This is a genomic window from Desulfosporosinus sp. OT, assembly GCF_000224515.1.
Lineage (GTDB): Bacteria > Bacillota > Desulfitobacteriia > Desulfitobacteriales > Desulfitobacteriaceae > Desulfosporosinus.
Genome location: NZ_AGAF01000243.1, coordinates 1 through 22,988 on the forward strand (window position 1 = coordinate 1; position 22,988 = coordinate 22,988).

At 44.7% G+C, this 22,988-nt stretch carries 24 protein-coding genes and 1 riboswitch; of the genes, 1 reads left to right on the top strand and 23 read right to left on the bottom strand.

Going from position 1 to position 22,988, the window contains the following annotated elements; genetic code table 11:
• On the top strand, window positions 1-222 hold a 222-nt coding region (locus DOT_RS31495), incomplete at its 5' end, for a hypothetical protein (protein ID WP_040413344.1).
• 15 nt (window positions 223-237) lie between these two features.
• On the opposite strand, the gene DOT_RS23080 is transcribed toward DOT_RS31495, so the two are convergent.
• From DOT_RS23080 to flhA, 23 genes are all read right to left on the bottom strand, one after another.
• On the bottom strand, window positions 238-2,172 hold the full coding sequence (locus DOT_RS23080; RefSeq protein WP_009623952.1) for a FapA family protein: 1,935 nt from the start codon (window positions 2,170-2,172) through the stop codon (window positions 238-240).
• Between the two features lie 224 nt (window positions 2,173-2,396).
• Window positions 2,397-2,481: riboswitch (cyclic di-GMP riboswitch) on the bottom strand.
• A 79-nt stretch (window positions 2,482-2,560) separates the two neighbouring features.
• Window positions 2,561-3,631 (bottom strand): LCP family protein, encoded by a 1,071-nt coding sequence (locus tag DOT_RS23085; protein WP_009623953.1) that lies wholly within the window; start codon window positions 3,629-3,631, stop codon window positions 2,561-2,563.
• A 155-nt stretch (window positions 3,632-3,786) separates the two neighbouring features.
• The gene (gene bshC / locus DOT_RS23090; protein WP_009623954.1) at window positions 3,787-5,364 is read right to left on the bottom strand and encodes a bacillithiol biosynthesis cysteine-adding enzyme BshC; all 1,578 of its coding nucleotides are present in this window, start codon (window positions 5,362-5,364) and stop codon (window positions 3,787-3,789) included.
• A gap of 187 nt (window positions 5,365-5,551) precedes the next feature.
• Window positions 5,552-6,973: an L-seryl-tRNA(Sec) selenium transferase gene (gene selA, locus DOT_RS23095; protein WP_009623956.1), complete on the bottom strand. Its 1,422-nt coding sequence runs from the start codon at window positions 6,971-6,973 to the stop codon at window positions 5,552-5,554.
• 550 nt (window positions 6,974-7,523) lie between these two features.
• Window positions 7,524-8,117 (bottom strand): adaptor protein MecA, encoded by a 594-nt coding sequence (locus DOT_RS23105; protein ID WP_009623958.1) that lies wholly within the window; start codon window positions 8,115-8,117, stop codon window positions 7,524-7,526.
• Between the two features lie 244 nt (window positions 8,118-8,361).
• The gene (locus DOT_RS23110) at window positions 8,362-8,808 is read right to left on the bottom strand and encodes a hypothetical protein (RefSeq protein WP_009623959.1); all 447 of its coding nucleotides are present in this window, start codon (window positions 8,806-8,808) and stop codon (window positions 8,362-8,364) included.
• A gap of 17 nt (window positions 8,809-8,825) precedes the next feature.
• Window positions 8,826-8,936, bottom strand: coding sequence for a hypothetical protein (locus DOT_RS23115; RefSeq protein ID WP_040413345.1), 111 nt, complete (start codon window positions 8,934-8,936; stop codon window positions 8,826-8,828).
• Between the two features lie 207 nt (window positions 8,937-9,143).
• Entirely contained in the window at window positions 9,144-9,773 is a 630-nt protein-coding gene (locus DOT_RS23120; RefSeq protein ID WP_009623960.1) for a lytic transglycosylase domain-containing protein, read from the bottom strand.
• 56 nt (window positions 9,774-9,829) lie between these two features.
• Complete coding sequence (locus DOT_RS23125; RefSeq protein ID WP_009623961.1) at window positions 9,830-10,297, bottom strand: chemotaxis protein CheW; 468 nt, start codon at window positions 10,295-10,297, stop codon at window positions 9,830-9,832.
• 19 nt (window positions 10,298-10,316) lie between these two features.
• A complete protein-coding gene (locus DOT_RS23130; protein WP_009623962.1) occupies window positions 10,317-11,060 on the bottom strand; it encodes a flagellar hook-basal body protein in 744 nt (247 codons plus the stop codon).
• 63 nt (window positions 11,061-11,123) lie between these two features.
• Entirely contained in the window at window positions 11,124-11,522 is a 399-nt protein-coding gene (gene flgB, locus DOT_RS23135; protein ID WP_009623963.1) for a flagellar basal body rod protein FlgB, read from the bottom strand.
• A 5-nt stretch (window positions 11,523-11,527) separates the two neighbouring features.
• Entirely contained in the window at window positions 11,528-12,319 is a 792-nt protein-coding gene (locus DOT_RS23140; RefSeq protein ID WP_009623964.1) for a flagellar hook-basal body protein, read from the bottom strand.
• 41 nt (window positions 12,320-12,360) lie between these two features.
• On the bottom strand, window positions 12,361-13,173 hold the full coding sequence (locus tag DOT_RS23145; RefSeq protein WP_009623965.1) for a flagellar hook-basal body complex protein: 813 nt from the start codon (window positions 13,171-13,173) through the stop codon (window positions 12,361-12,363).
• A gap of 134 nt (window positions 13,174-13,307) precedes the next feature.
• Window positions 13,308-13,859: a flagellar hook capping FlgD N-terminal domain-containing protein gene (locus tag DOT_RS23150; RefSeq protein ID WP_009623966.1), complete on the bottom strand. Its 552-nt coding sequence runs from the start codon at window positions 13,857-13,859 to the stop codon at window positions 13,308-13,310.
• Window positions 13,860-13,870: 11 nt separating this feature from the next.
• Window positions 13,871-15,598: a flagellar hook-length control protein FliK gene (locus tag DOT_RS23155; RefSeq protein WP_009623967.1), complete on the bottom strand. Its 1,728-nt coding sequence runs from the start codon at window positions 15,596-15,598 to the stop codon at window positions 13,871-13,873.
• Between the two features lie 72 nt (window positions 15,599-15,670).
• Window positions 15,671-16,423, bottom strand: a complete 753-nt coding sequence (locus tag DOT_RS23160; RefSeq protein WP_009623968.1) for a FliA/WhiG family RNA polymerase sigma factor — start codon at window positions 16,421-16,423, stop codon at window positions 15,671-15,673.
• A 214-nt stretch (window positions 16,424-16,637) separates the two neighbouring features.
• Window positions 16,638-17,024 (bottom strand): hypothetical protein, encoded by a 387-nt coding sequence (locus tag DOT_RS23165; protein WP_009623969.1) that lies wholly within the window; start codon window positions 17,022-17,024, stop codon window positions 16,638-16,640.
• Window positions 17,024-17,506 (bottom strand): chemotaxis protein CheD, encoded by a 483-nt coding sequence (locus DOT_RS23170; RefSeq protein WP_040413347.1) that lies wholly within the window; start codon window positions 17,504-17,506, stop codon window positions 17,024-17,026. The genes DOT_RS23165 and DOT_RS23170 overlap by 1 nt, the downstream gene beginning before the upstream one ends.
• Window positions 17,503-18,099: a chemotaxis protein CheC gene (locus DOT_RS23175; RefSeq protein ID WP_009623971.1), complete on the bottom strand. Its 597-nt coding sequence runs from the start codon at window positions 18,097-18,099 to the stop codon at window positions 17,503-17,505. Before DOT_RS23175 ends, DOT_RS23170 begins: the two co-directional genes overlap by 4 nt.
• Before the next feature lie 3 nt (window positions 18,100-18,102).
• Entirely contained in the window at window positions 18,103-18,753 is a 651-nt protein-coding gene (locus DOT_RS23180) for a flagellar brake protein (RefSeq protein ID WP_009623972.1), read from the bottom strand.
• Between the two features lie 121 nt (window positions 18,754-18,874).
• A complete protein-coding gene (locus tag DOT_RS23185) occupies window positions 18,875-19,729 on the bottom strand; it encodes a MinD/ParA family protein (RefSeq protein ID WP_009623973.1) in 855 nt (284 codons plus the stop codon).
• Window positions 19,722-20,882 carry a flagellar biosynthesis protein FlhF gene (gene flhF / locus DOT_RS23190; RefSeq protein ID WP_040413348.1) on the bottom strand — a complete coding sequence of 387 codons (1,161 nt, stop codon included), beginning with the start codon at window positions 20,880-20,882 and terminating at the stop codon, window positions 19,722-19,724. Before flhF ends, DOT_RS23185 begins: the two co-directional genes overlap by 8 nt.
• Window positions 20,872-22,941: a flagellar biosynthesis protein FlhA gene (flhA, locus tag DOT_RS23195; protein ID WP_009623975.1), complete on the bottom strand. Its 2,070-nt coding sequence runs from the start codon at window positions 22,939-22,941 to the stop codon at window positions 20,872-20,874. Before flhA ends, flhF begins: the two co-directional genes overlap by 11 nt.
• Window positions 22,942-22,988 lie beyond the last annotated feature (47 nt).

The following is a 22,988-nucleotide window of genomic DNA, read 5'->3' on the forward strand; positions in this document are numbered from 1 at the left end:
AAGTCATATAAACTTAAAAATGCTAATAACCATTATACTTGCCCTAAGTGTAACATAATCCCATACGCAGTTAAAGAAAAGCTCCCGTACGGCACCAAGCTACAGACCCATTTAAAAAATTTATTAGGTGCGTCGTCGCTTGGTTGCAAGGATACACTGATTGAAAGCAAAGCCATTAGTGGACTATCTAGGATGGTACGTATGAAAATAAACGACCGCTAACCAAGTGTTTTAAGTTTAAAGGGGGTTCGCCCGCACCTTTTCGACTTGAATAAAACCATTTTCCCTGTAGATCTCCAGTTGCCGGTATGCTTCCTCGATCTGAATAATTTCCTTTCCCACGGCAATGATGACATTGGGATGACAATACTTCACTGAAAGACGACTATCGGAACTAATTTGAACAAAGGTTGAACTAACCCCAGAGCCTCCTAATTCTCCAATACGGACCTGCCCTCCGGCGAAGATTTTGCCTCCCCGGCATACGCCCTCAATTACAATATCTCCTTCTACTCGAATATTCGAATTGTAGACCCCTTTGGTACATTCAAATGATCCACCGCATTCAATGACTGCTGATTGTACATAACTGACCACCAAACTAAGTTTTTCCGGAACCTCAACAGAAACTTTTTCTATAAATTGTTCGAGGGCTTGATCGACTCGTTGCAAAAAAGGGACCGCTTGTAGATCTAATGGCCCTAGTCCTGCCAAAAAATGTTTGGAAGTTCGGATTGAAACTATGAAACCCTGCGTAATCAATTCGTCATCTTTATTTTCTAACACAAACTTTTCCACACTACTAGCCAATTTGGGAAGGTCGGGAAATTGTCTTTCCATAACTAGTTTGAGACATTGTCCTGGTTTAAAATTGATAGCCCCAGGTGCCTTAATCAACTCTGCTGTCATCTGTAAACATACGCTTAATTGATCCCGTAGCTCGGACACGCTGCGGAGGAGTTTCGAACGAACCACAAATTTTCCTCCAATAGTAACCTTTCCGCCGACAAGGTTCTGGTAAATCTTGACTCCTTTTTCAGCCCTAATCTCTGCATGCGAAACGGATCCTTTAATCTCTAACTTTCCCCCAGCAAAAACATGAAGCCCATCTTGAACGTTCCCATTCACAAAAACATCACCTGGAAAGTTAATACTTCCCGTTGCCAGCTCTACATCCTTATGGAGAACATAGACATTTTCAACCATGTAGGTTCTTTCATCCAGACGAACAGGTTGTCCGCCACATGCAGCGACCACTTCCAGCCCATCAACTGAAAGATAGACGTTCTTTTTTAGCCTAAATTGGAAATCCTTAAAGCCCGCGGCGGGAAGGATTTTTCCGAACACGTCTTTTCCTGGAACCCCTGGCTTGCCCGGAATTTTACGAGCGAGAACCGCTCCCTCTTCAACCAGTTGCACTTTCGAAGCAAAATAATCAACGCTTTCCTCCCCTGTGTCTGAGAGCATCTGCGGACTACCAACTAAGTCTACTAATTGAGCGTGTTCGGGCAGCACAGGCAATGTCGCTTCTGCAACAACAACCTCACCAACACCCTTGACCGACATGATCTCCGACCAGCTCTCAGGTCGAAAGCCATGAACAACCTTTAATTGTTCTAGATCCAACTTCAACTTTTCTTCATCCCAAATTTTCCCTTGGCTCGGTAAGCTCTGCCAGGTGACATATTGTTTTAAATCGATTTCTTCCAGGGTAGGGAAATCACCAAGACTATAGTGCCCGGGTAATTCATGCTTGACTTTAACTATCACAGACAACCCCTGATGCAGGATTTGCAGATCCCAAGTCAATTGCCCCACTGAGACGTTGGGCAGAAATTCGACCCGCTCTCCAAAACTAACACGAAACGGTTTATCCTGGCGTTTACCATTAAACCAGACTTCACCAGCTAGTAAAAAAGGACGAAACTGTTTGACCCCTTCTCCTAGGACAATAACATACTTACTCCCATCCCAGACAGCTTGGCTAGAAGGCAATACTAGATTTGGCCCGCTTTGGTCATCCCAAATTAGGCGGACTTTCCACTGACGAGAGAAAAATCCAGGTTTCTCTATCACTTCAAGCGTAATATCTTCTGGTGAAAGCTTGAGTTTGAACGCCCAATCTTGTCTAATTTCTTCTAAAGAATGTCCCTGAACAACTTCTTCTCGCATGTGAATCGCCCCTCTTTCTGAAATTTACCTCTTTCTATGATCCAGCCTTCTGACTTAAAGTTTGCAACACGTTAGTAACTCAGTTCTATATTCCTCTCCCTTAGTCCACCTCTTACCAGCTTATAATGCTTCATTTGCAATGGAATATTTTGTTATTTCAAAAAGAATTTTTTAATTAAAAATGCCATACAACTTAAAAAAAGGTATGGCAAAAAAAGCAGATTTTTGGTAGCCTAGCTGTCGTCAGCCTTCCCTGTACGATCTATGGCTTTGCGTCCTTAGCTTTCGCTAAGTTTGCCATTTTCAGAACCATTATTTAATTTAGTAAGATTATAACATGGATGGCCACAGAAAACTGACTTAATTATGTTTAACCCTTATGAACTAGTTATTCTTCAGATTGAAATAGCTGATATCCCGAAGATTTCTGCCCATTTGGATCCTGGCTGTTACCAGGGACTTTCGGCAGTGATAGACTGGGAGTCGGAGTGACAGGCTTTAATAAATCCACTTCTTCTTCGTCAATAATTTTATCTGTTGTCTCTCCAAGTAATAGGTTTTTAACCACTGTCTTTACTTCCAGAGGGTCGACATTCCAGTAACTTACCCCATCCAGATCCAGAAATGACCCGGGTAATGTCTGGGAGATCACATTTGAGCTTTGAAACCCGCTGGCAACCTTGGCTAATTCCAAAATATCCCTTTTCGCTAAATTAGTCTTTACCGCCTGCATCAGCTGTGGAATAAGGACGGGAAGCTTGGGAACAGTGCTTAACTGAAACATCTCTTGGGCAACTGCTTTCAGAACAACTTGCTGCCTTGCCGTCCGTGAAATATCTGCTAAAGAATCGTAACGGAAACGGGCATACTGTAACGCTTTAGCGCCATCTAAGCGCTGCACGCCTTTATGAAGGTTAATATACCCATCTTCAATATCACCTGTTTCATAGTACATATTCTTCTCGACATTAACCGTAATTCCACCTAAAGTATCAATAACTTGCTTAAACCCTTGGAAATTCGTCTGGATATACCCTGCAATCGTTTCGCCCGTCAGCTCTTCCACCGTATTTTGCAAAGTGGGCAAATCAGCTAATGCCACGACAGAGTTTATCTTAACGTAGCCATGCCCTAGCACAGCAACCCTTGTATCGCGAGGAATCGAAAGCAGGCTAATCCGTTGTGTTTCCGGATCAACGCTGGCTAAAATCAATGAGTCGGTATTATACTTTGCCTGATCAAGTCGTTGATCGGCACCAATGAGTAAAACACTAACTCGTTTTGACAGACCATCATTGGGGGAGTCTATAGGACTAGAATCAGGTAATATACCGCTAGTCCTAGCTCCGCTCAACCCTGTATACCAAAAAAAGCCCCCTGTCGAAATTCCCAATAAAGCAACTGCCAGGAGGATCAAACTCATCGTGCGCCGCACACTACCAACTCCATCATTCAACATCTTTGTACTATTATAACCAACTTTAGTTTATATGATAGAAAATTTGTAAAAATATTTACAATAATAAAGAAGGATTATTCGCCTCCGTACTGAGTGAATAATCCTGGTCACTAGATTTTTTAGTTACAATTAACGTCTTTCTTATTAAACCAAAATCATAAATATATTTGCTTTTCCGAAAAATCTCCGGTCATAGGGAGTTCTGCAACCCGATCTACAAAACTAAGTCCGTAAAGCGTGACAAAGCTCAGGGGATTTAAAACACGTTCCTGTCTACTATGATTGGGGGTAATCCCATCCTCGAGTTGTTGCAAACGATTAAGCGCTTCACGACATCGTTTGCGCTGCGCCTGCCAAACCTTTTTCTTTAAATACTCTAACTGAAATTTAACTTTCTGTTCATTTCGAACCAACCATTCATGGACATTGGCATGGATCTCTTCCAGGGGTTCGAGTTCCGCATATCCCTCTTCAATTTGTAAACGCAACCGCTCTAAGCGCTGATCGATGTCTTGCGTATCGCTTTCTCGCACACAGCGTGCACGGTGTTCCTCCAAGCCACGATAAACATCGTCAAGGGTTAACCTTTCTCTGCTTAAAGATTTCTGCCAGGATGCTGTTAACACAACGGCAGACAGACGCGGGTAAAGAATAGGCATAACGAATCCAAAGGTTGAGAAGACTTCACCTAACTGGGCCCAGTAATTTAGTTCACCTGGTCCTGGAACATAGGCCAAGGTCGGAAACAGATATTCCTGAACAATCGGACGGGTCACCACATTAGGGGAAAAACGCTCCGGTTCTTGAGCTAATAAAAGGTTGAGGGCATCTAAATCCCACTGTCCCTCTTGTCCTCTTAAATAAAATGCTTGATCATTACGCAGGATCGCCCTTCGTTCTGGTACAGCAAGAAAAAGATTAACCTCCCCACCGGTTGGCTGGATCTGGGGTTTGAAACCAAGGTTAACCCATTCCTTCGTCCGTTGAGCCAAGGCAGCTCGAACATCGACGTGCATCTTCAAAATCTGCTCATACATCGGAGCCGCGAGCCGCTTGAATTCAGGCAACAAGGGATCAAAGAAAATAAGTCCCCACTTTTGGACCAACCATTGTAAGGTAAGCACAAACCACTGCGTCAAATTCTCGGCCTGCTCCGCAAAGTTGCGACATTGATTTAGCACAGACGAGCGAAATTCACTGTCCGGTATCCCCGTTAGTTGGGCTTCAATCGTTTCCCATGAGGGAACCTGTTGATTTCCAACGGACTCCCCTCCCCCATCGCCCGGCAGACGACAAAGGAGTAGTTTCCCGTCTGAATTTAAAAATGAAGTCATCTGAATCTCTAACCAATCATGATCTTCACTGGCAATCCAAAAAATTGGCACAACCGGGCGGCCCAGCTTTTCACGTTGCTCTTTAGCCAACCGAATGACAGTCATCGCTTTATATAAGGTATACAACGGCCCAGTCAGAATCCCTGCCTGCTGACCAGTAATCACCACAAGCGTTTCTTTTTGTCTAAGCTCTTCAATCATCCGTTGGGTTTCCACACTGGCCCCTAAATGAGTATGATACGTTTTTAAAGTGTCAGCCAAACTATCCCTGAAATAATCCTTAGTATCGAGATAAGCTGCACGCCGCTCAAAGTTTTCCTGAATCTTTGGATTACCGCTCGGAAAGAATAAAGCCACCTGTTCAAAACAAGTAGCCATAGTTTGCATTGGATCTTTCATATCTATCCCCCCACTACCATTCCTGTATACGTGGGTATTTTACCATGCTCAATTCGAAATCGCAATTTTTCCAAACCGACGCAACCAAGATCCGTCCTAGTTGCATAAAGAACCTCCAAGCACATTTGCGTCCATAAACGCAAACAGAGTCAAAACTCCCCCGTCAACCCAAACCCGAGGAAGTTTCTTAAGCTTCCTCGCCCCAATCTTCTAAACGCCGTACAATTTCTGCAACGTCCCCACTCAACAAAGTTCGCCCATCAATAAGCACCCAATCTTTGTGAATTCGAGTCAGAATAGCCACCGGACCTAGACGCAAAAACTTCTCTAACTCAATGACACTTCCACTCTTTGGACGGATGGCGCACACCCAAGTTGGGAGCCCAACTGTGGGCCATGCCCCACCACCCACCTGAGAGACATCCTCTTTCAACTCTGCGACGATGGCCTGATTCGACTGCAACGCTGCTCTAAGCTCAAACGCGACCGATTTCAAAGTATCCAGAGGGAGGGAGAGCATTCTCCAAACGGGGATATCAGCTATCCCTCCATTTTCATATAAACGCAGGGTCCCTTCGAGGGCTGCTAAGGTCAATTTGTCGACCCTCAACGCCCGAGTCAACTGATTCGCACTCAAACGTTCGATAAACGCTCGCTTGCCTACGATAATCCCAGCCTGTGGACCGCCAAGTAATTTGTCTCCACTAAAGGTCACGAGGGAAAGCCCGGCCTTAACCGTTTGCTCAATAGTCGGTTCGATAGGAAATCCAAGACTTGTCCCATCAAGAAAACTTCCACTTCCTAAATCTTCCATGACGGGCAAACCTCGCTTTTCACCGAGCTCCACCAACTCTGTTCCCGAAACGGAATGGGTAAATCCTTCAACCCGGTAATTGCTAGTATGCACCTTTAAAATCAGCGCTGTTTCTGGTCCGATAGCTGCTTCGTAGTCTCTAAGCCAAGTCTTATTCGTCGCTCCAACTTCGACAAGTTTGGCCCCCCCGGCTTTTAAAACCTCAGGAATCCGAAATGACCCGCCAACTTCCACCAGTTCGCCACGCGAAACAATGACTTCTTTCCCTTGGGCAAACGTATTCATCATCAAAAGAACCGCTGCAGCATTATTGTTAACTACCATAGCCGCTTCTGCCCCAGTCAGACGACAGAGTAGCGATTCAACATGAACATAACGCGACCCCCGCTCCCCGGACTCAATATTCAACTCAAGATTACTGTACCTTTCAGCTTGTTCGGCAACAAAACGTGCGACCTCTGGTACAAGTAAAGCCCTACCGCAATTCGTATGTAAAACGACCCCAGTGGCATTAATAACACGCCGCAAACTAGTTTCTGGATGGGTCAGCTCCTGTAAGAGCTGGCTTTTCAACCATACCCAGAGGGAAGATTCCGACTCAGCAAAGGAATCCGAAAAATTTCGATTGACATTTTCTCTTGCTTTTTGGAGAACCTGTCGAACGCCCTGCGTTAAACGAGGTAACTGCCTTTCATTCGTCAAAAACGGACTGAATTCCGCTTCGTATTCCAGCCGAGAAATCACTTCGTGAACAGCAGGAAGTGCCCTCAACCGCTTTTGTTTCTCTTGATCCACCGATTGCCACTCCTTATAGGCCATAATGATTATCGACCAATTTTCTATAATCCGGCCCGCACACTTTTTAGGATTTCGACATCACAGTTGGCATATGATAATAACAACACATAAGTTACTTCGAGGAGGTATTTGATGTCCAAGCTTAGTTCAACCCCCCCACTTAAGCAACCAGTTCGTCAGGCTATTATTATTCCGTTCGATAGGCTCTCTCTCACAAAAGAAAAGTTCCAGCCCTGCATCTTTTGCGGTAAAACCATAAAAGTTCATAAATTTAAAGGTAAAGCCGTTTGTATCCATTGTCTACGCCAAATTCCAGCTATCTTTTCCTGTGGGTAAGATCCATTCTCTCTAAACTGGACTTAACGAAAACTTACTTCAGTTGGAGTTTATAACTCCAACTGAAATTTGGCGAATTAATCAAGAGCTTAAACTTCACTTATCTACATATAATATATATGCATAAATGAAACATGGTGGTGGCAACCATCGAAAATAAGAAAAGGGAAGCAAAATTTGCTTCCCTTTTTCTTATTCCTGCCTTCTCCATTTAGCTGAGTGAAGGCTTATTGAAAGAAGCATTAAGCGTTTGCACAGCCTTTACTGGGATGATAATTTTCCCGTGTTCAGACAGGAAAACACCAGTCGTGGCTACAATTTCTCCGTATTCATCCAGTATTGCCTCTGCCAAAAGTCTTTTTTTACCCGTTCCCATACGGTTCAAGACAAGGTAGTACTCTTCTTCAAACTCAAAAAGGCCTGAACGCAACTGATTAAATTCAGGTAAGCGCCGCACTGCGGATAAGACATCTTCAAAGTCGGCAAACGCATAAACCAATTCCGTCACACGACCTTTAGAGGACTTACGAGCGGCCTTATCTTTAATAAACCCCTCGATTTGTTCTTCCTGCTTCATGATCGTGATCACAAACTCGTCATTCGTCGCCACAGTTGCCTGAATCCAAAAGGGCTGATCTAAATTAAACTCTACTTCTTCTCTTGCCTGCGCGATGAGTTCCCAAAACAATTGTTCCGTCTTCGCTGATCGTTGAAACAGATCAGCCATCGTAATATCCCTGTCAGTTAGTTCTGTCAAGGAGATAAAGATGCGGATGGTATGCTCGTTAACTTTTTGAACACGCATATCCCCACTCTCCTTTCCGCATCATGTTCTTACCCTATCTTATTCCCATTATAGCATATTACGCCATAACTTTTTTTGTGAAATTTAAGGTTTTAGCTTAAATTTACTGAAACTAGTCTGAATTATAACGTATTCTAGCTCCTCAAACCAATCTTTTCACCATAGAAAACTGAAAAGACCAGTCCCAACTCAAAAAAAAGCACTCCTTCTTACTTTGTACTCCTATTTTAGTAGAATTTGCTTCCTAAAGCAAACTTCCCACAAGCTCACAGCGCACAACCTCTCGACGTTCCGGGAGATACATCAGCTTAACCTGGTCTTCCACCTTAATTTGCTCATAAACAATTTGGTCGACATAGAACTGTTCTTGTTCTGAACCACTACGAACATCTAAGACATAGGACCTTGAGCCTGAATCATAAGCTTTTCCCTGAACCGAACCTTGGATAAAACCTGGTTGGGCCAACCAATCTGGCTGGGAAAAAAATAATAGTTCTGTGTAAATTGCTAAAACCCCAGCCCAGACTAAAACTTTCCCCGTCAGCAACAAAAAACCCCAAGCATCGCGCTCATAACGCCACATCTTCAGGATTTTCCAACCTAATCGAGAGAGGACGCCCCCCCATATCAAAAAAAGCACGATCATATTCGGCCACGTCGTACTCCATAGATAACGATAGTAGTCTATCATTTCTTACCTCTTGAGTCCTATTCCGCTTTAACGATCTGTTCTTTGCCAGCACCACAGCTCGGAGAAACTTTAGGACGACAACGGCCCTCAGAAGTTGCACGACATTGGGAATATTTCCAAATCGCCATGGTAATCCTCCTTAATTTAGTAACACTTCTTAAGTTAAGCAGATTCTATATATTTTTTGTGCTAAAGTCAATATTTCTTGTAACTGAAGAATTTTAATTCCTCAGTATCCCTAGCCGGTATCAAGAATACTAGCTACTTAGCCTATGTTATGAAATTTGGATGCCTGAACAACAAAGAGCCTTCTGGACTTAGAAGGCTCTTCATAATTAAACTTTCCAATCCTTTTGATTCAACCCCGCCATGATTTTCTGCACATAGGCCTGTGTTTCCTTATAGGGTGGGACTCCCTGGTATTTATCCACCGCCCCTGGTCCAGCATTATAAGCCGCTAAGCTCAACGGAACATTTCCCTGGAAACGATCGAGTAAATCTTTTAAGAAATGCGTTCCTCCATCTAAGTTTTGTGTCGCGTCGTAGGCGTTTTGCACTCCATAGGAAGCCGCTGTCCCTGGCATCAACTGCATCAAGCCCATTGCTCCGACTGATGACGTTGCCTTTGAATTGAACCCTGATTCTGCTTTGACAACCTGATGAATAAGGTTTGGATCAACTCCATATTTTTGGGCCATCGAATTAATAACATTTCCTAGAGAACCAACACTTTCACCCTTCATCTGATCGACAGAGGCTCCGGTATAGCTATCGACCGGCGCTACAGCATGGGAAGCATTCGTCCCACCTCCAATAGCCGCTTGAAGTAACGCAGCAAAAAGCAGCGAGCTTGAACTACCCATTCCATCAGCTATAGACGACCCAGTCTGTTCCGTTTGAGCCGTCTGCCAAGCAGCATTCATCTGTTGAGATTGCAACAAAAGAAACATTTGGGCGGCATTCATATTCCAGTATACCTCCTTTCACTGTCTTTAAATAGGTCTCCAAAAAGCAATTGCTTCTACCTTGCAGTGATTTGACTTAGTCTCTGGATTTCGTTACTTTCCAAGATCTGTTCTGGAATAAGTTGGATGATCATCCTTTCCGAAAGATTTGCAATTCCAGCGATAAAGGATGCTGTAACCAATGGCGGGGGGGGATCAATGTTCTCCAAAATCCTAACCTCGCGAACTTGGTCCACCTCAAAACCCACGTTATTTCCATGAACTTCAGTGATTAACGCAAAGGCATTTTCTTTAGGAGTTTTACCATCTGTTATAGTAGTGGTTTGCGTCCTCTCAATCCCGAACCGCACATGCAAATCAATCAGAGGAATGGCGATGCCGCGGATATTAATCAGGCCGCGCACGTATGGAGGAGCTTTGGGAATTGCACGCACCTCTCCTAAACGGGTAATTTCACGAACTACCTCGATAGGCATAGCATACTCTTCTAGACCTAAGGTAAAAACAACGACTTGAACAGCCATCCTGACACATCCTTCACAACTAGATCTTCCCGACCTCATTAACTGCCTTTCCTAACATCTCATCTTGAGTCTGAATCACTTTTTGATTTGCTTCATAGGCTTTCATGACAGACATTATTTGAACCATTTGTCCTGAAAGGTCGACATTAGATGCTTCAACCGCTCCCTGTTTAATTTTTGCCTCGACCGAAACTTGAACCGGTTGAGTCGCACTATATAATGACTGCCCCTCACGTTGCAACGCATCTTCCGGAATCTCTACCACTCGCAAGCGATCAAGGCTTAGTCCATGATCAATAATTGTGCCATCTGAGCTTACCTCAAAATCAGAACTAAGAGGCCCTATTGGGCCATTTACTCCTAGGACAGCAAACCCGTCGGGCGATTGAAGCATACCATCGGCATTTCTCTGGAAATGCCCATCACGCGTAAAGCGTTCTCCCGCCGGCGTTTGGACTACAAAATATCCTGGTGTACTTAAGGCCAAGTCCGTATTAATATCCGTCGTGTCTAAAGATCCTTGAACATTTGACAGAGTGAGACGATCAACTCCTACCCCCGTCCCCATGCCACCAACTGCTACAACTTCAGAAGCTTGGTTTCCTCCCATACGTTGAATCAGCATCGAAGGGAAAGAAATATTACTAGACAGCTCTTCTTTATAACCGGGTGTCTTCACATTGGTAACATTATCCCCAATAACTTCGCTTTGTGTTTGCGCGGCCAACATTCCTGTGGTTGAAGTGTATAATCCTCGTATCATGTTATACCCCGCCTTTGTTAATTACTTCGAGTTCTAATTGTCGAAGAATTTCTGAGATTGCCCTTACTTTAAAACCATCCTCAGCAATCCTAGTTGAGAAGAGATAGTACGAGTAAGGGAATTGTAGTACAGCCCATTTTCAGCTACATAGGACATCTCTTGGTCGATATCCACGTTATTTCCATCATTACGCAATGCAGTTGAATAATCCGTCTCAATCCCCGAAGCATCACCTTCGCCAATACCGCGGATGTGCTTTGGAGCCGTCAGCTTCATGGGCAAGGCTGTACTCTTTTCTCCTAAGGCAGCACCAAGAACCACTTGGAAATCAACATCCGAACGTTTAAACTGTGGGGTATCTATATTGGCTACGTTATTAGATAGCACCTTCTGCCTCATACTCGAAGCATCCAGTCCTTTCTGCAAAACGTTTAATACTGGCCCGTCTAACCAACCGAACATTCTCCTTACCTCCTCAAGGCATTAGCAATGCCCCACATCTGATCACCGTCCTGAACCAACCTGGCATTCACTTGATAAGCTCGCTGGACTTGAATAAGATCCGTCATTGAGGTAGCCAAGTCGACATTTGATTGCTCTAAAGACTGACCGCGAATCGTTCCAAGTACCAGATTACCGGCTGTGGTGCTGCCTGGTTGTCCAACCTGTGGTTCGCCTGAATTAACAGTCGGCACAAAGAGATTGTTCTCTTTTCTTAGTAACCCCTCAGGATTCTGAAATCCTACTAAAACAATCTGCCCGAATGTCATATTTTCTCCATCGCTAACTCCGGTTATATCACCATTCGCAGCAACTGCCACTTCCGTAGCCCCTGAAGGAATCAAACCATTCGTTTGTACAATATTTCCCTGCATATCAGAAAGTTGCCCCGACCCATCTACTTGCATAGCTCCAACACGGGTATAGCCCATCGTTCCGTCAGGCGTCCTGACCTGAAAGAACCCCGCTCCATCTATCCCTAGATCTAAAGAACGATCCGTTTGGGTAAGTGTGCCTTGTTGAAAATTCGTTCCAATGGCATTACACACTATCCCAGACCCTATGTCTAGAGTCGTTACGTCAGTATTTCCTCCGGTTTTTGTGTTCCTGGCAAGTATCTCTGTCGATAAAGCCTCAGCAAAATCGACCTGATTCGCTTTAAATCCCAGTGTATTCACATTAGCTATGTTATTTCCTATGGTATCTATCGCAACCTGCTGCGCACGGATCCCTGACGCAGCTGTTCCTATTAAGCGCATGAGGCCCCCCCCGTCTTCTCGCAATGAAGTTAAAGCAGGTATTATGAGCGTTTAAGGTTAATTAGTTCTTCTAAAAGACTATCTGAAACGGTAATCACCCGTGAATTCGCTTGAAAGCCACGCTGGGCAATGATCATATCCGTAAATTCCGAAGATAGGTCAACATTGGACATTTCTAAATTACCTGAAGATAACGTAGTTCCTGCGGGATAGCCCGCATCATCAGCACTATAGAAAACAGGGTCCCCGGAATTGTTAGATGGTGTATAATAGCTTCCGCCAATACTTGTTAAGCCAGTATCATTTGCAAACGTTGCCAGCCGAATATATTTATCTGTAGTACTGTTTCCGTCCGAATCAATCTCTGTAATCGCTCCCGCAGAATCAATGGTAAAGCTTGTTGTATCATCCTCCATTTTAATTGGATCACCATTACCATCCAATACCTTTGATCCTGCTGCATCAACTAAATATTTATCGCTATCCGTATGGAAGGCACCCGCTCGAGAATAAACTGTTTGCGATCCTTGCTGCAAAACAAAAAAGCCCGGCCCATTGATCATCAAATCCGAATCTTCTCCCGTAGACGATGCACTTCCCTGGGTCATCATTTGATCAATAGAGCTGAGGGCGGATCCCAACCCAATCTGAATTGGATTCGTCCCTCCTATTCCAGTGGCATCCGCCGACGATGCGGATGCACCCCGAAGAGTTTGGCTCAGTGTAGTAGCAAACGTCGTCCTGCTCTTTTTAAAACCCGTTGTGTTGACATTAGCAATGTTATTGCCAATAACATCCATCTTAATTTGATGATTCTTTAATCCCGAAACTGCTGAATATAACGAACGCATCATAATCGATATTCCTCCTCTTTGTATTCTAGTGACCACAAAAACCAGACATTTATGTTATCCGACGACTAACCGCCACTGGATAAAGTTCAGTCTATACTTCTCCTAATGTAAAAAACTCCCTTAGAAAAGTTTCATTATACAGCCCCCGCTGCAGTATCTACAGTATCTGTAGTTTCTGTAGTATCTGCAGTATCTGCAGTATCTGTAGTATCATCATTAGTACTAGGCTGTTGATCCTGAACCGATGTAATCAGTCCCAACTCCAAATCCACAAGAGTTCCATCTGCCTTACGAACTTGCAACTTAGGATCGCCGTCGAGCCAATTCACAGCTTCAACCGTTCCTTCAATAGTAGTCTCTCCATCCGTATCTACTCCGCCCACCCATTTGCTGATCAGAGCTGCCCCTTGTGAGAGTGACGATAGTTGGGACTGATAGGTCATAGTTGCGTTCAAGGCGTCCATGGATGTAGAGATATTGGTCATCTGCTCCAAAGCGCTAAACTGAGCCAATTGGGCAATAGACTCTTTACTATCCGTTGGATTCAAGGGATCTTGATTCTGCATCTGAGCCACTAATAACTGGAGAAAATCGTCTTTCCCTAACGAATCACCCGCGGTTGTGCTCGTATTCGTTGTACTGCCCGTGTTAGTTGTAGAACTTGTCCCACTAATTGTGTTACTCATGTTATTGCCTCCTAAGCCGTGACATTAATCAGGTTGATCTCTTTCTGTTCAAGTGAGAGGTTGGTGGCTGGCATTAGGTCTTCATCCTCATTAAGATCAGAGCCTTGCTTGAATGTCCTTTGTGAAGCATCCCCTTGAGGATTCTTTTGTTGATCCCCACCTTGTCCCATTTGCAGCGAACCACAGTTCACACCCTGACCAGTAAGGGTGTGACGCAAATCTGAAAGTTGATTCTGAAGAATCTGGCCAGTTGCTGCGTCAGAAGTGTGTACCTGTAAATGGACCCGCCCATTCTCCCAGTGTATATTGATTTGGATTTTACCTAAATCTTCCGGATGCAGCTGAATGTCCAGTTGTTTCAAATCCTGTGATCTGCTCTTAACTTGCTCACGAAGTACGGTGGAGATCTGTTCCCATACCGGACTAACGACTGTTTTCCCATCCGAAACGTTTACTGCAATGATTTTGCTAGCAACCTCAGCGCCTGAGCTTAAATTCTGAATTTTCGAGTCCTTCACCTCAGCGAGTTCGCTGGAGTATGTTTTCTTTTCCTCTTGTAAATTCGCTCCAGCAAATTTCTGCTGAGGGTCTCTAAGAAACACATTGTTTTTCGCTTGCGTTTTGACAGCGTCAAAGTCAGTTTCCTTCAATTGTTTTATGAAGGGTTCCGAACTCCCTTTAGCCGCAGTTACGGTAAGGCTACCCTCATGGTCAATTATTTCATTCATCCCTTGATACCCTTTTACATCTTTAGTTCCTTGACTTAGGCTAGGGTTTAGGGCTGCTAGCAGGGTCACTATCTTCGACTTTAACGCTGGATCGCTGGTTCCAATTCCTGTGGTTAAATCGTTAAGCAACGATTTAATTTCTTTGCTTTCTAAACTTAGGGGACTCCCCTTGAAAGATGAGGCTGTGCTTCCCCCAGACGTCTCGAAGAGTGTTTTTAAGAGGTCCAATGCCTTAGCTGTCTCTTCACTCACCGTTGCTTGACCTCTAATAATTTGGCCGTCCGTAAGATTACCACTCGAAAGCGGATCGTCTTTAGCGACGTCGCCCGTAGCGGTCATCCAACCCTGAGCAACCCTCATCGTTTCCTGATAAAGAATCGAGTTCTCTGAATCGCCCCTACTTAAAAGAGTCCCTGTTGAAGTGGCCTCCGAGATTTCTCCAGAGAGTGCTACTAAAAGATCTGCAATAACCTGTCTATATTTATCCAACTCCGTGATTCCGGGGTTATCCCCCTGAGGTTTAAGCGTCGTCATCCCTGATTGCGCAGAAATCTCATCTGATACCGAAGAAAGATTCAACTTTGCTGATCCAAGATTGATGGCCGAAACAACAGACGCATCGGCCAAAGTTGAATTAGCAGATGATAAATTCTCATTCCTCCGGCTCACAACGTCTCCGGAATTGGCCTCCTTGCCTGCCGGAAGGTCACTCTGCAGCATGGGCTCCGAAACAAATGAAAGCGCAAAATTACCGTACCCTAGCATACTTTGATTCTGTACGCTTTGCACAGGATTATCAGCGCTCTGTTTTTCTTCAGATTCTTGGCCTGCTGTAGAGGAGTTCTGCCCTTTCGAATCTGCGTGCAAATTCATAGAGCTACCAAGCATCGCAGCAAACGCTGCAGCAGCGTTTTCAGAGCTGTCTGCCACGTCTTTTCCCTTAAGAGTTAGTGTTTTTTCCAATTTATTTCCACCCTTGAGGGTATCCGAAAGGACATTAATACCTGCCACTTCTTTCACCTCCCACTTACATCTATCATCTATATCGGCAAAATCCCAATGAAACATTAGGACCATTATTTTCTACAGTAAATTCCTTTTGTGTCGACTAAGCTTTCCACGCAAGCGCAGGATCGCTTGGGAATGCAGTTGTGAAATCCTAGATTCAGAGAGTTTCAAAACTGCTGCAATCTCTTTTAACGTAAGTTCTTCTTGGTAATAAAGTGCAACCACTAACTTTTCTTTATCAGGCAATTTTTCCACAGCCTCAGCAAGGATCTTTTTAAGTTCTTCCTTCTCTATCGCTTGAAAGGCCTCATGAGCTTCAAAGTCCATGAGTAAATTAAGTGGCGTACCACTACTGTCTCCTTCATGATCCGTGGTAGTTTCATCAAACGAGGTTAGAGTTAAGAGCTGGGCCTGAACTAAAACCCCTGCAATTTCTTTGACATCTACCTTAAGTAAATCTGCCACTTCTTCCACTGTGGCGACCCGTCCTAGTCGGTATTCCAATTCAGCAAACCCATCTTGAACCCGTTTCACCTTCTGTCTTGCCGAATGTGGAACCCAATCCATAATTCGGAGTCCATCAATCATAGCTCCACGAATGCGGATCGAAGCATACGTTTCGAATTTAACCCCCCGGGCGGCTTCGAATCGTTCCAAGGCATCCAGCAACCCAAAGACCCCATAGCCGATGAGATCATCTTCGTCAATATGAGGCGGAAGAGACATTGCTAAACGACCCGCAATGCGCTTGACCATAGGCAAGTATCTTTCGATCTGTTCTTGTTTCAAAGGTCCTCGCGAAGCAGATTCATAAGCTTTTGGTACCAAGTCTTGCTCACCCCCCATTTCGTAGTTCGCATATTCGTGGTTCGTAGTTCGAAAGTTGCTACATCAAAATGTCACAAATCGTAAATTTAGCTCCTTAACAAGTACAACGATACTTTACTTTATAGATGAAGATTGAAGGTCCACTAAAGTAAGTTTTCTTAGATTCTACACCGAAATCTCAAAGTAAAAGTAAATGTTCGAATATCGCCCCGAGTTACTCCCAGCCCATGCGGCGCACAATTTCCGCTTGTCGCTCACTATTTGGCAGTCCTTCGCTCAAATCTTTGTCAACCTGGCCTGGAAATCTTGCGTCTTGTTCTGGTGGGGTTTGGAGCTGATCATCTCCGACAGATATATCAATAAATCCTCCCCGCCCGGAATCCGGCTGTTCATCTTGAGGTTTTGGAGGTGCAGTCCTTTCAAATAAAGTGTAAAATCCAATCAATAAGAGGTACATAACTCCAAAAGAAACCCCTGCCCGAACAATTAGGTCGAAGAGCTTTACCCCATTGAGCCAGCTAAGTAACACAACAAGAAAAGTAGTTATTATGGCAAGACGCAAGGCCCAAACCTTAAACATTTCACTATGTTGACCGGACATCAAATCACCTTTTCGCCATGATTAATTGTTCGAATCCGCAATTCCCCTGTCCCAACATCAAAATGAATTGTGCGCCCAAAGCTTCCTCCGATATCTGCAATCAGAAGCGGAATTCCATTTTTCTTCAGTTCTTGCTCTACAGCTTCGGCATTGCGTTCCCCGATCTTAAGAACTGGGGGTTTTCCTGGAAAAGCAAACATCTGGGCTCCACCTGCCATTTTCGCTCTCAGACGAGAACTCACAGCACCCATACTAGTAATCTCTTTAAGTAATAAAACAAGCGCGGTATCTGCGTATTTTGCCGGATTCCCCCCTAAACTCCCACTAGCTGACGGAAGCATAATGTGAGCCATCCCTCCCACTTTCAGATGTGGGTCATGAATGCAAATACCAATACAAGAGCCTAACCCAGCAGTTAACAAAATATCAGGAGATCTTGCCGTTTTAAAATCAGCCATCCCAACACTGATTACACCATTCATACTCCTATTGCTCCTAACAACTTTTTTAAGGACCCATCGTCTGGTAAAAAGATAAATTGCCCTTTAATCTTAGGGATTCCGGAGAGCTGCGTATCGATAAACAACACCGTGTCGTCAAGTAAGCCCTCTTCAAGAAAAATAGCATCTAAACTCGCCCCAATCATATCCACTGCTAACGCTGGCACGGAAGGCTGAAGGGGAATTCCCGAAAATTGGCTTAAGGAAATTAGAAAAGAACTAACTAAGATGTTCCCAACTTCTTTTAAAGCTGATTGAGCCATCTCATTAGTATATAGATCTAGCGGTTCATCCATCCCAAACAAAGCTTGAACCACGATCTCAGCACTTTCTATTGGAAAGAAAAAAACAGCTTTTCCCGGAGCCTCCCCTTCAACTTTCACATAGATTGTAGCTTGAGGCGTATCGAGTTGACCTACGATGACAGAGACCTGTTCAAATGGGACCGCCCAAACTCTCGGTACAGACATCTCAATTCGACGTTGCAAAAGAGTAGATAAAGCTGTTGCCGCATGGCCTGAACCAATATTTCCGATTTCACGCAAGGCGTCAAGTTGGAACTGTGTAATCTCCATTTTTTATACCAACCCTTTCTTACGCATTGCCCTTTGTATATCAAAGACGCAGCGAATGACTCGATCTCGATCTCTCTCTAGGATCTCATGAAACTCTGTTGAAATACAGTAACGTTGGGGTTTGCTATCTTCTACCTTTTCAGCCCGGCAAACTCGAATTGGGGTCAGCAGATCTCCATTTGGCAATCCTACCTGAGCATAGAGTATCGCCCTATTATCCAAACATTCCTCCGTCAAGAAGCGCATACCTCCACCACTTAAGTCAAGCATAGTCCCTTTATAAGTGTCACTCAATCCTTCCTTGGTCACTGTCTGAAACGTAATCGGGTAGAGAGCTGGAACTCGAACATAGCTACGACGTTGAACTTTCAATATGGAATCTGGCAGCTCTAAAACAAACATATGAATCGGAGCTGCAATTCGTTGCATAATTTTGGCCACAAACGAGTAAGCCGACACTTCGTCCCAAAATATTAATTTCACTTTTGTGCCTTCTCGTAAAGGAACCACCTCGCCATGTTCAAACGGAGCACCAACTGAGAGGAGCCTATCTCCCACCTCTTCGATACGCGTCCGATATTTTCCTTCATACTCGCCTTCCAGTACAACAAGCTCAACAAGCAACCCCGGCAAGAGCTTCTTCCTATACGACAAATCAATCACCTCCTTTGCTAAGTTCAATATTCGATGTTGGCGGTTAGACAATCAATTGCGTTCTGGGATAAATTCATTAAACTCCATATTTTCTGAAGTAGGTTCTAAGTGAATACGATCCCTAAAATGAACGCAGCAACTTACTCAAGAAACCTCGAACACCGCCTCCTTGGCGAGGCGCGCTTAGGTAAATGCCGGTAACTGTACCAGCGATCCACTGAATACAACGGTAGGCTGGACTTTCAGGATAACTTATTCCCAGCGGTTCCTGCTGCATCACGGAGCGACCCATGAGCGGGTCATCGTAAACCCAACCCATCAAATTAATCGATCCGTGTAAAAATTTACGCACAGCAATTTCCAATCGTTCAAACGTCGCCCGGGCATCAGCTTCTGTTGGGACCCGGTTAATGACCACATGAATTGGTATTTCGCCAGCCTCTTTATTCAAAGTTTTAAGTAAACCATAGGCATCCGTTAACGATGTTGGTTCTGGCGTGGTCACTAGGATAATGTCGTCTGCAGCTCGCAAAAAATTCGTCACCGTATTCCCCAGCCCTGCCCCAGTATCAATAATCAACAGATCGGCCATTTTTTCCAACCGTCCAAGATTAGCTATGACATTCGTTAATTTATCTCGATCTAAATTCGCGAGTTCTTGAACCCCAGACCCCCCTGGTATGATGCTTATACCGCGAGGCCCGGTCAACAAAATCTGTTCAATTGTCTTTTCTCCAGATAATAGATGTTCAATCGTATACCGCGCAGTGAGACCAAAGGCGATGTCTACGTTCGCGAGACCCAAATCTCCATCGAGAATTATGACCCGATGTCCGTATTCAGCAAGAGCTAAGGCTAAGTTAACTGTAAAATTAGTTTTACCTACGCCGCCTTTGCCACTGGTCACCGCGATAACCCTTATCTTACGCCTCTCCTTCGAGGCCAACACACGCAATTCACTTGCTTGATCATGCATGAGGCATCTCCTCCCCTAACACATAGTGAGCCAACCCATTGGGCGTGGCTGCATCAATGTCGTCCGGGACATTCTGGCCGTTCGTCAAATAGGCCGTGGGGAGTGTTGTCTGTCCTAGCAGATTTATTATTGACCCAGCACTCATTGTTTCATCTAATTTTGTAAAGATAAAATGCGTAGTGAGAGCTTCGAAACGTCTATAAATCTGAAGTTGATCAGAGGATTGAGTTGTTGCGCTCATAACAAGCATCGTGAAATCTGGTTTTGCCTTGTCTAAAAAAGCCCGCAATTCAGACATATGTAACTCGTGATTAGGACTGCGTCCTGCTGTATCTATAAAGATAAGTTCTTTATCTGCATGGAGATCGAGCGCCTCGCGCAATCCCGAAGGTGTCATCACGACTTCGACGGGTACTCCGATAATTTCACCGAATGTTTTAAGTTGCTCCACTGCGGCGACTCGATAAGTATCTGCCGTAATCAGAGCGACTTTGCGTTTATCGACAATACTAAATCCGGCTGCAAGTTTGCCAATCGTAGTTGTTTTGCCCACCCCAGTCGGCCCAATCAAAGCGACAATCCGCGGCTTCTCTATGCCTGGCTGGATGGGCCCTGTCTGTCCGCAGATTTGGCGAATATTTGCTTCAATCCGAGCATACACCTGGAGGTCATCGCCCCAGTCATCTTCAGGGAGTGTTTGTTGCACTTGGCGGATCAGACGCTTAACTAGGTTTTCATTAACTCCTCGGTTCTGTAAATGATCCGCCCATCTTTTTAGCATCGGGGGCCAACTACTGTTCTCCTCTCCGAGTCCTTCCATATGTTTATTCATTTTTTCAAGCATCAGACGCATATGCAAAAGTTCGTCTTGAATGGCTCCAGAGGAATTTTTACTCTCAGACAGTGGCCCAGTGCTAGGAAGCTTCACATCATTGACGTGATACACATAATTAGGCGCTGGAGGTTTCATTGCTGCCACTGGATTTTCTTCAATAGCCGCTGTGATTTCCACCTTCACTCTCCCAAATAAGCCCAGAAAGCCGCCTTCTTTGAACTCACGGGTCTGAAGGATAACCGCTTCGGACCCCAGCTCCCGCTTCACTTTTCCCATGGTTTCGGCCACATTATCACCAACAAAACGCCTAACTCGCACGATTCATCCCCACCATTCCTACAGCTTGGACTTGTACTCCTTGGACCAATTCATTATATGAAAGAACCATAAGTTGTGGGAGTTGACGCTCCGTAACTCGTTTCAAATTAATTCTTACCAGCGGAGCACAGACAAGCACTGGTGTAAACCCTTTGAGCGTAACCTTCTCGATCTCTCGCGTAAGATTTTGCACAAGCACTTGTAACATCTTTGGATCGAGCGCTAAGAAAGTGCCATAATCGGACGGCTGAATACTGTCCAGAATCTGCTGTTCAACCTGCGGATCTAGAGTAATGACTGGTAAGGTTTTATCTTTACCGACGAGCGGTTGCAAGATTTGGCGAGCTAAAGCCTGCCGGACATGTTCGGTCAAACGGTCCAAATCTTTTGTACCTTGGGCCTGGTCGGCAAGAGTTTCGAGAATCGACACCATGTCCCGTATCGAGACTCTCTCTCGCAGCAGATTAGCTAGAACCTTCTGTACTTGGCCCAGGCTTAGTAGATCTGGGATTAATTCATCCACCACAGCGGGAGCTTGTTCCTTAGCATGGTCAATAAGAGATTTAACATCTTGACGATTGAGGATCTCCCAAGCTTGAGTTTTGATTACTTCTGTGATGTGTGTCGCCAGAACGGTCGGTGCATCGACTACCATCCATCCGCTCAGTTCCGCCTGTTCTCGGTACATAGCATTGATCCACTTAGCATCCAGCCCGAAGGCGGGCTCTTTTGTAGGAGTACCCGGTATGCTATCATCGTCAAACCCACTGCTCATGGCCATGTAATGGTCGGCCAGAATTTCACCTGTAGCAATTTCTGAGCCTCGTATTTTGATAATATATTGGTTTGGCTGCAGATTCATATTGTCGCGCACCCGTATCACTGGAACAATAAATCCCAGCTCGCTGGCTATTTGACGCCGGATAAGAACGATCCGATCCAGCAAATCTCCTCCTTGCTGAACATCGACTAAGGCGATCAGCGCATAACCCAGTTCGAGTTCCATATGGTCAATATGCAAAAGGTTTAAGACATTTTCTGGTTTCTTGCTTTCTTCGATCTCCGATTCTCGAGCAGCCGCCGTCTCCTCGACAACCGATACCTTGGAGTTTCGTTGCAACATAACTCCTGCAGCGATTAAAGCAGCAGCAACGAGTAACATTGGCACTGGCGGTAAACCGAGAACCGCTAACAGGGTTAATACACCTGCTGTGATGAACAAAGCCTTGGGATTTCGAAACAGTTGTTTAGCTAAATCATTGCCTAAATTGCTTTCCGAAGCTGCCCGGGTAACAACTAGACCAGTAGCGGTAGAGATCAGGAGCGCCGGAATCTGAGAAACAAGTCCCTCCCCGATCGTTAGCAAGGTATATTTGTGGAGAGCGTCAAGCAAAGGCATCCCCTGCATTACGACACCAGCAATGAACCCTCCAATAATATTAATGAATAAAATGATAATAGCAGCAATGGCATCCCCTTTAACAAACTTAGTCGAACCATCCATTGCTCCATAAAAATCCGCTTCCTGTTGAATCGCTTTACGGCGATCACGAGCCTGCTGTTCGGTTATCATGCCAGCATTGAGGTCAGCATCAATCGACATTTGCTTTCCCGGCATAGCATCCAAGGTAAAACGCGCCGCAACTTCCGAAACACGCTCTGCCCCTTTGGTGATCACGATAAATTGAACAAGTACTAATATAATAAAGATAATAAAACCTACGACCGGATTTCCTCGAATGACGAATTCCCCAAACTGTTGAATGACCTGCCCCGCATGGCCGTCAAGGAGAATAAGACGGGTAGCTGAGACGTTCAACGACAACCGAAACAACGTTAGAGTTAGTAAAAGTGAAGGTAGAGCCGAAAATTCCAACGGGTCTTGGGCAAACACTGCCAACATCATCGTTAGAACCGAAGCTGTAATATTCAAAGTAATTAAGATATCCAGAAACCCTGCGGGCAAAGGAACAACCATCATGACCACGATGCCAACGATTCCCATTGCGGCGATGATGTCGGTATTATCTAGTATTTTACGTTTCAACATGATGGCCATTGGTGTTCCTCCTTTCAAGTCTGCCTGGCCTCTCTAGCGAGAGGAAG

Bases quoted from the DNA above. Each gene is read 5' to 3' on its own strand.
- DOT_RS23145 (WP_009623965.1), bottom strand. From the start codon at position 13,173: ATGATGCGTTCGTTATATTCAGCAGTTTCGGGATTAAAGAATCATCAA.
- flgB (WP_009623963.1), bottom strand. From the start codon at position 11,522: ATGTTCGGTTGGTTAGACGGGCCAGTATTAAACGTTTTGCAGAAAGGA.
- DOT_RS23085 (WP_009623953.1), bottom strand. From the start codon at position 3,631: ATGTTGAATGATGGAGTTGGTAGTGTGCGGCGCACGATGAGTTTGATC.
- DOT_RS23165 (WP_009623969.1), bottom strand. From the start codon at position 17,024: ATGTCCGGTCAACATAGTGAAATGTTTAAGGTTTGGGCCTTGCGTCTT.
- DOT_RS23150 (WP_009623966.1), bottom strand. From the start codon at position 13,859: ATGAGTAACACAATTAGTGGGACAAGTTCTACAACTAACACGGGCAGT.
- DOT_RS23115 (WP_040413345.1), bottom strand. From the start codon at position 8,936: ATGGCGATTTGGAAATATTCCCAATGTCGTGCAACTTCTGAGGGCCGT.
- DOT_RS23175 (WP_009623971.1), bottom strand. From the start codon at position 18,099: ATGGAGATTACACAGTTCCAACTTGACGCCTTGCGTGAAATCGGAAAT.
- DOT_RS23140 (WP_009623964.1), bottom strand. From the start codon at position 12,319: ATGCGCTTAATAGGAACAGCTGCGTCAGGGATCCGTGCGCAGCAGGTT.
- DOT_RS23105 (WP_009623958.1), bottom strand. From the start codon at position 8,117: ATGCGTGTTCAAAAAGTTAACGAGCATACCATCCGCATCTTTATCTCC.
- DOT_RS23185 (WP_009623973.1), bottom strand. From the start codon at position 19,729: ATGCATGATCAAGCAAGTGAATTGCGTGTGTTGGCCTCGAAGGAGAGG.
- DOT_RS23125 (WP_009623961.1), bottom strand. From the start codon at position 10,297: ATGGCTGTTCAAGTCGTTGTTTTTACCTTAGGTCTAGAAGAGTATGCT.
- DOT_RS23130 (WP_009623962.1), bottom strand. From the start codon at position 11,060: ATGATACGAGGATTATACACTTCAACCACAGGAATGTTGGCCGCGCAA.
- DOT_RS23080 (WP_009623952.1), bottom strand. From the start codon at position 2,172: ATGCGAGAAGAAGTTGTTCAGGGACATTCTTTAGAAGAAATTAGACAA.
- flhA (WP_009623975.1), bottom strand. From the start codon at position 22,941: ATGGCCATCATGTTGAAACGTAAAATACTAGATAATACCGACATCATC.
- DOT_RS23120 (WP_009623960.1), bottom strand. From the start codon at position 9,773: ATGAATGCCGCCCAAATGTTTCTTTTGTTGCAATCTCAACAGATGAAT.
- DOT_RS23170 (WP_040413347.1), bottom strand. From the start codon at position 17,506: ATGAATGGTGTAATCAGTGTTGGGATGGCTGATTTTAAAACGGCAAGA.
- bshC (WP_009623954.1), bottom strand. From the start codon at position 5,364: ATGAAAGATCCAATGCAAACTATGGCTACTTGTTTTGAACAGGTGGCT.
- DOT_RS23110 (WP_009623959.1), bottom strand. From the start codon at position 8,808: ATGATAGACTACTATCGTTATCTATGGAGTACGACGTGGCCGAATATG.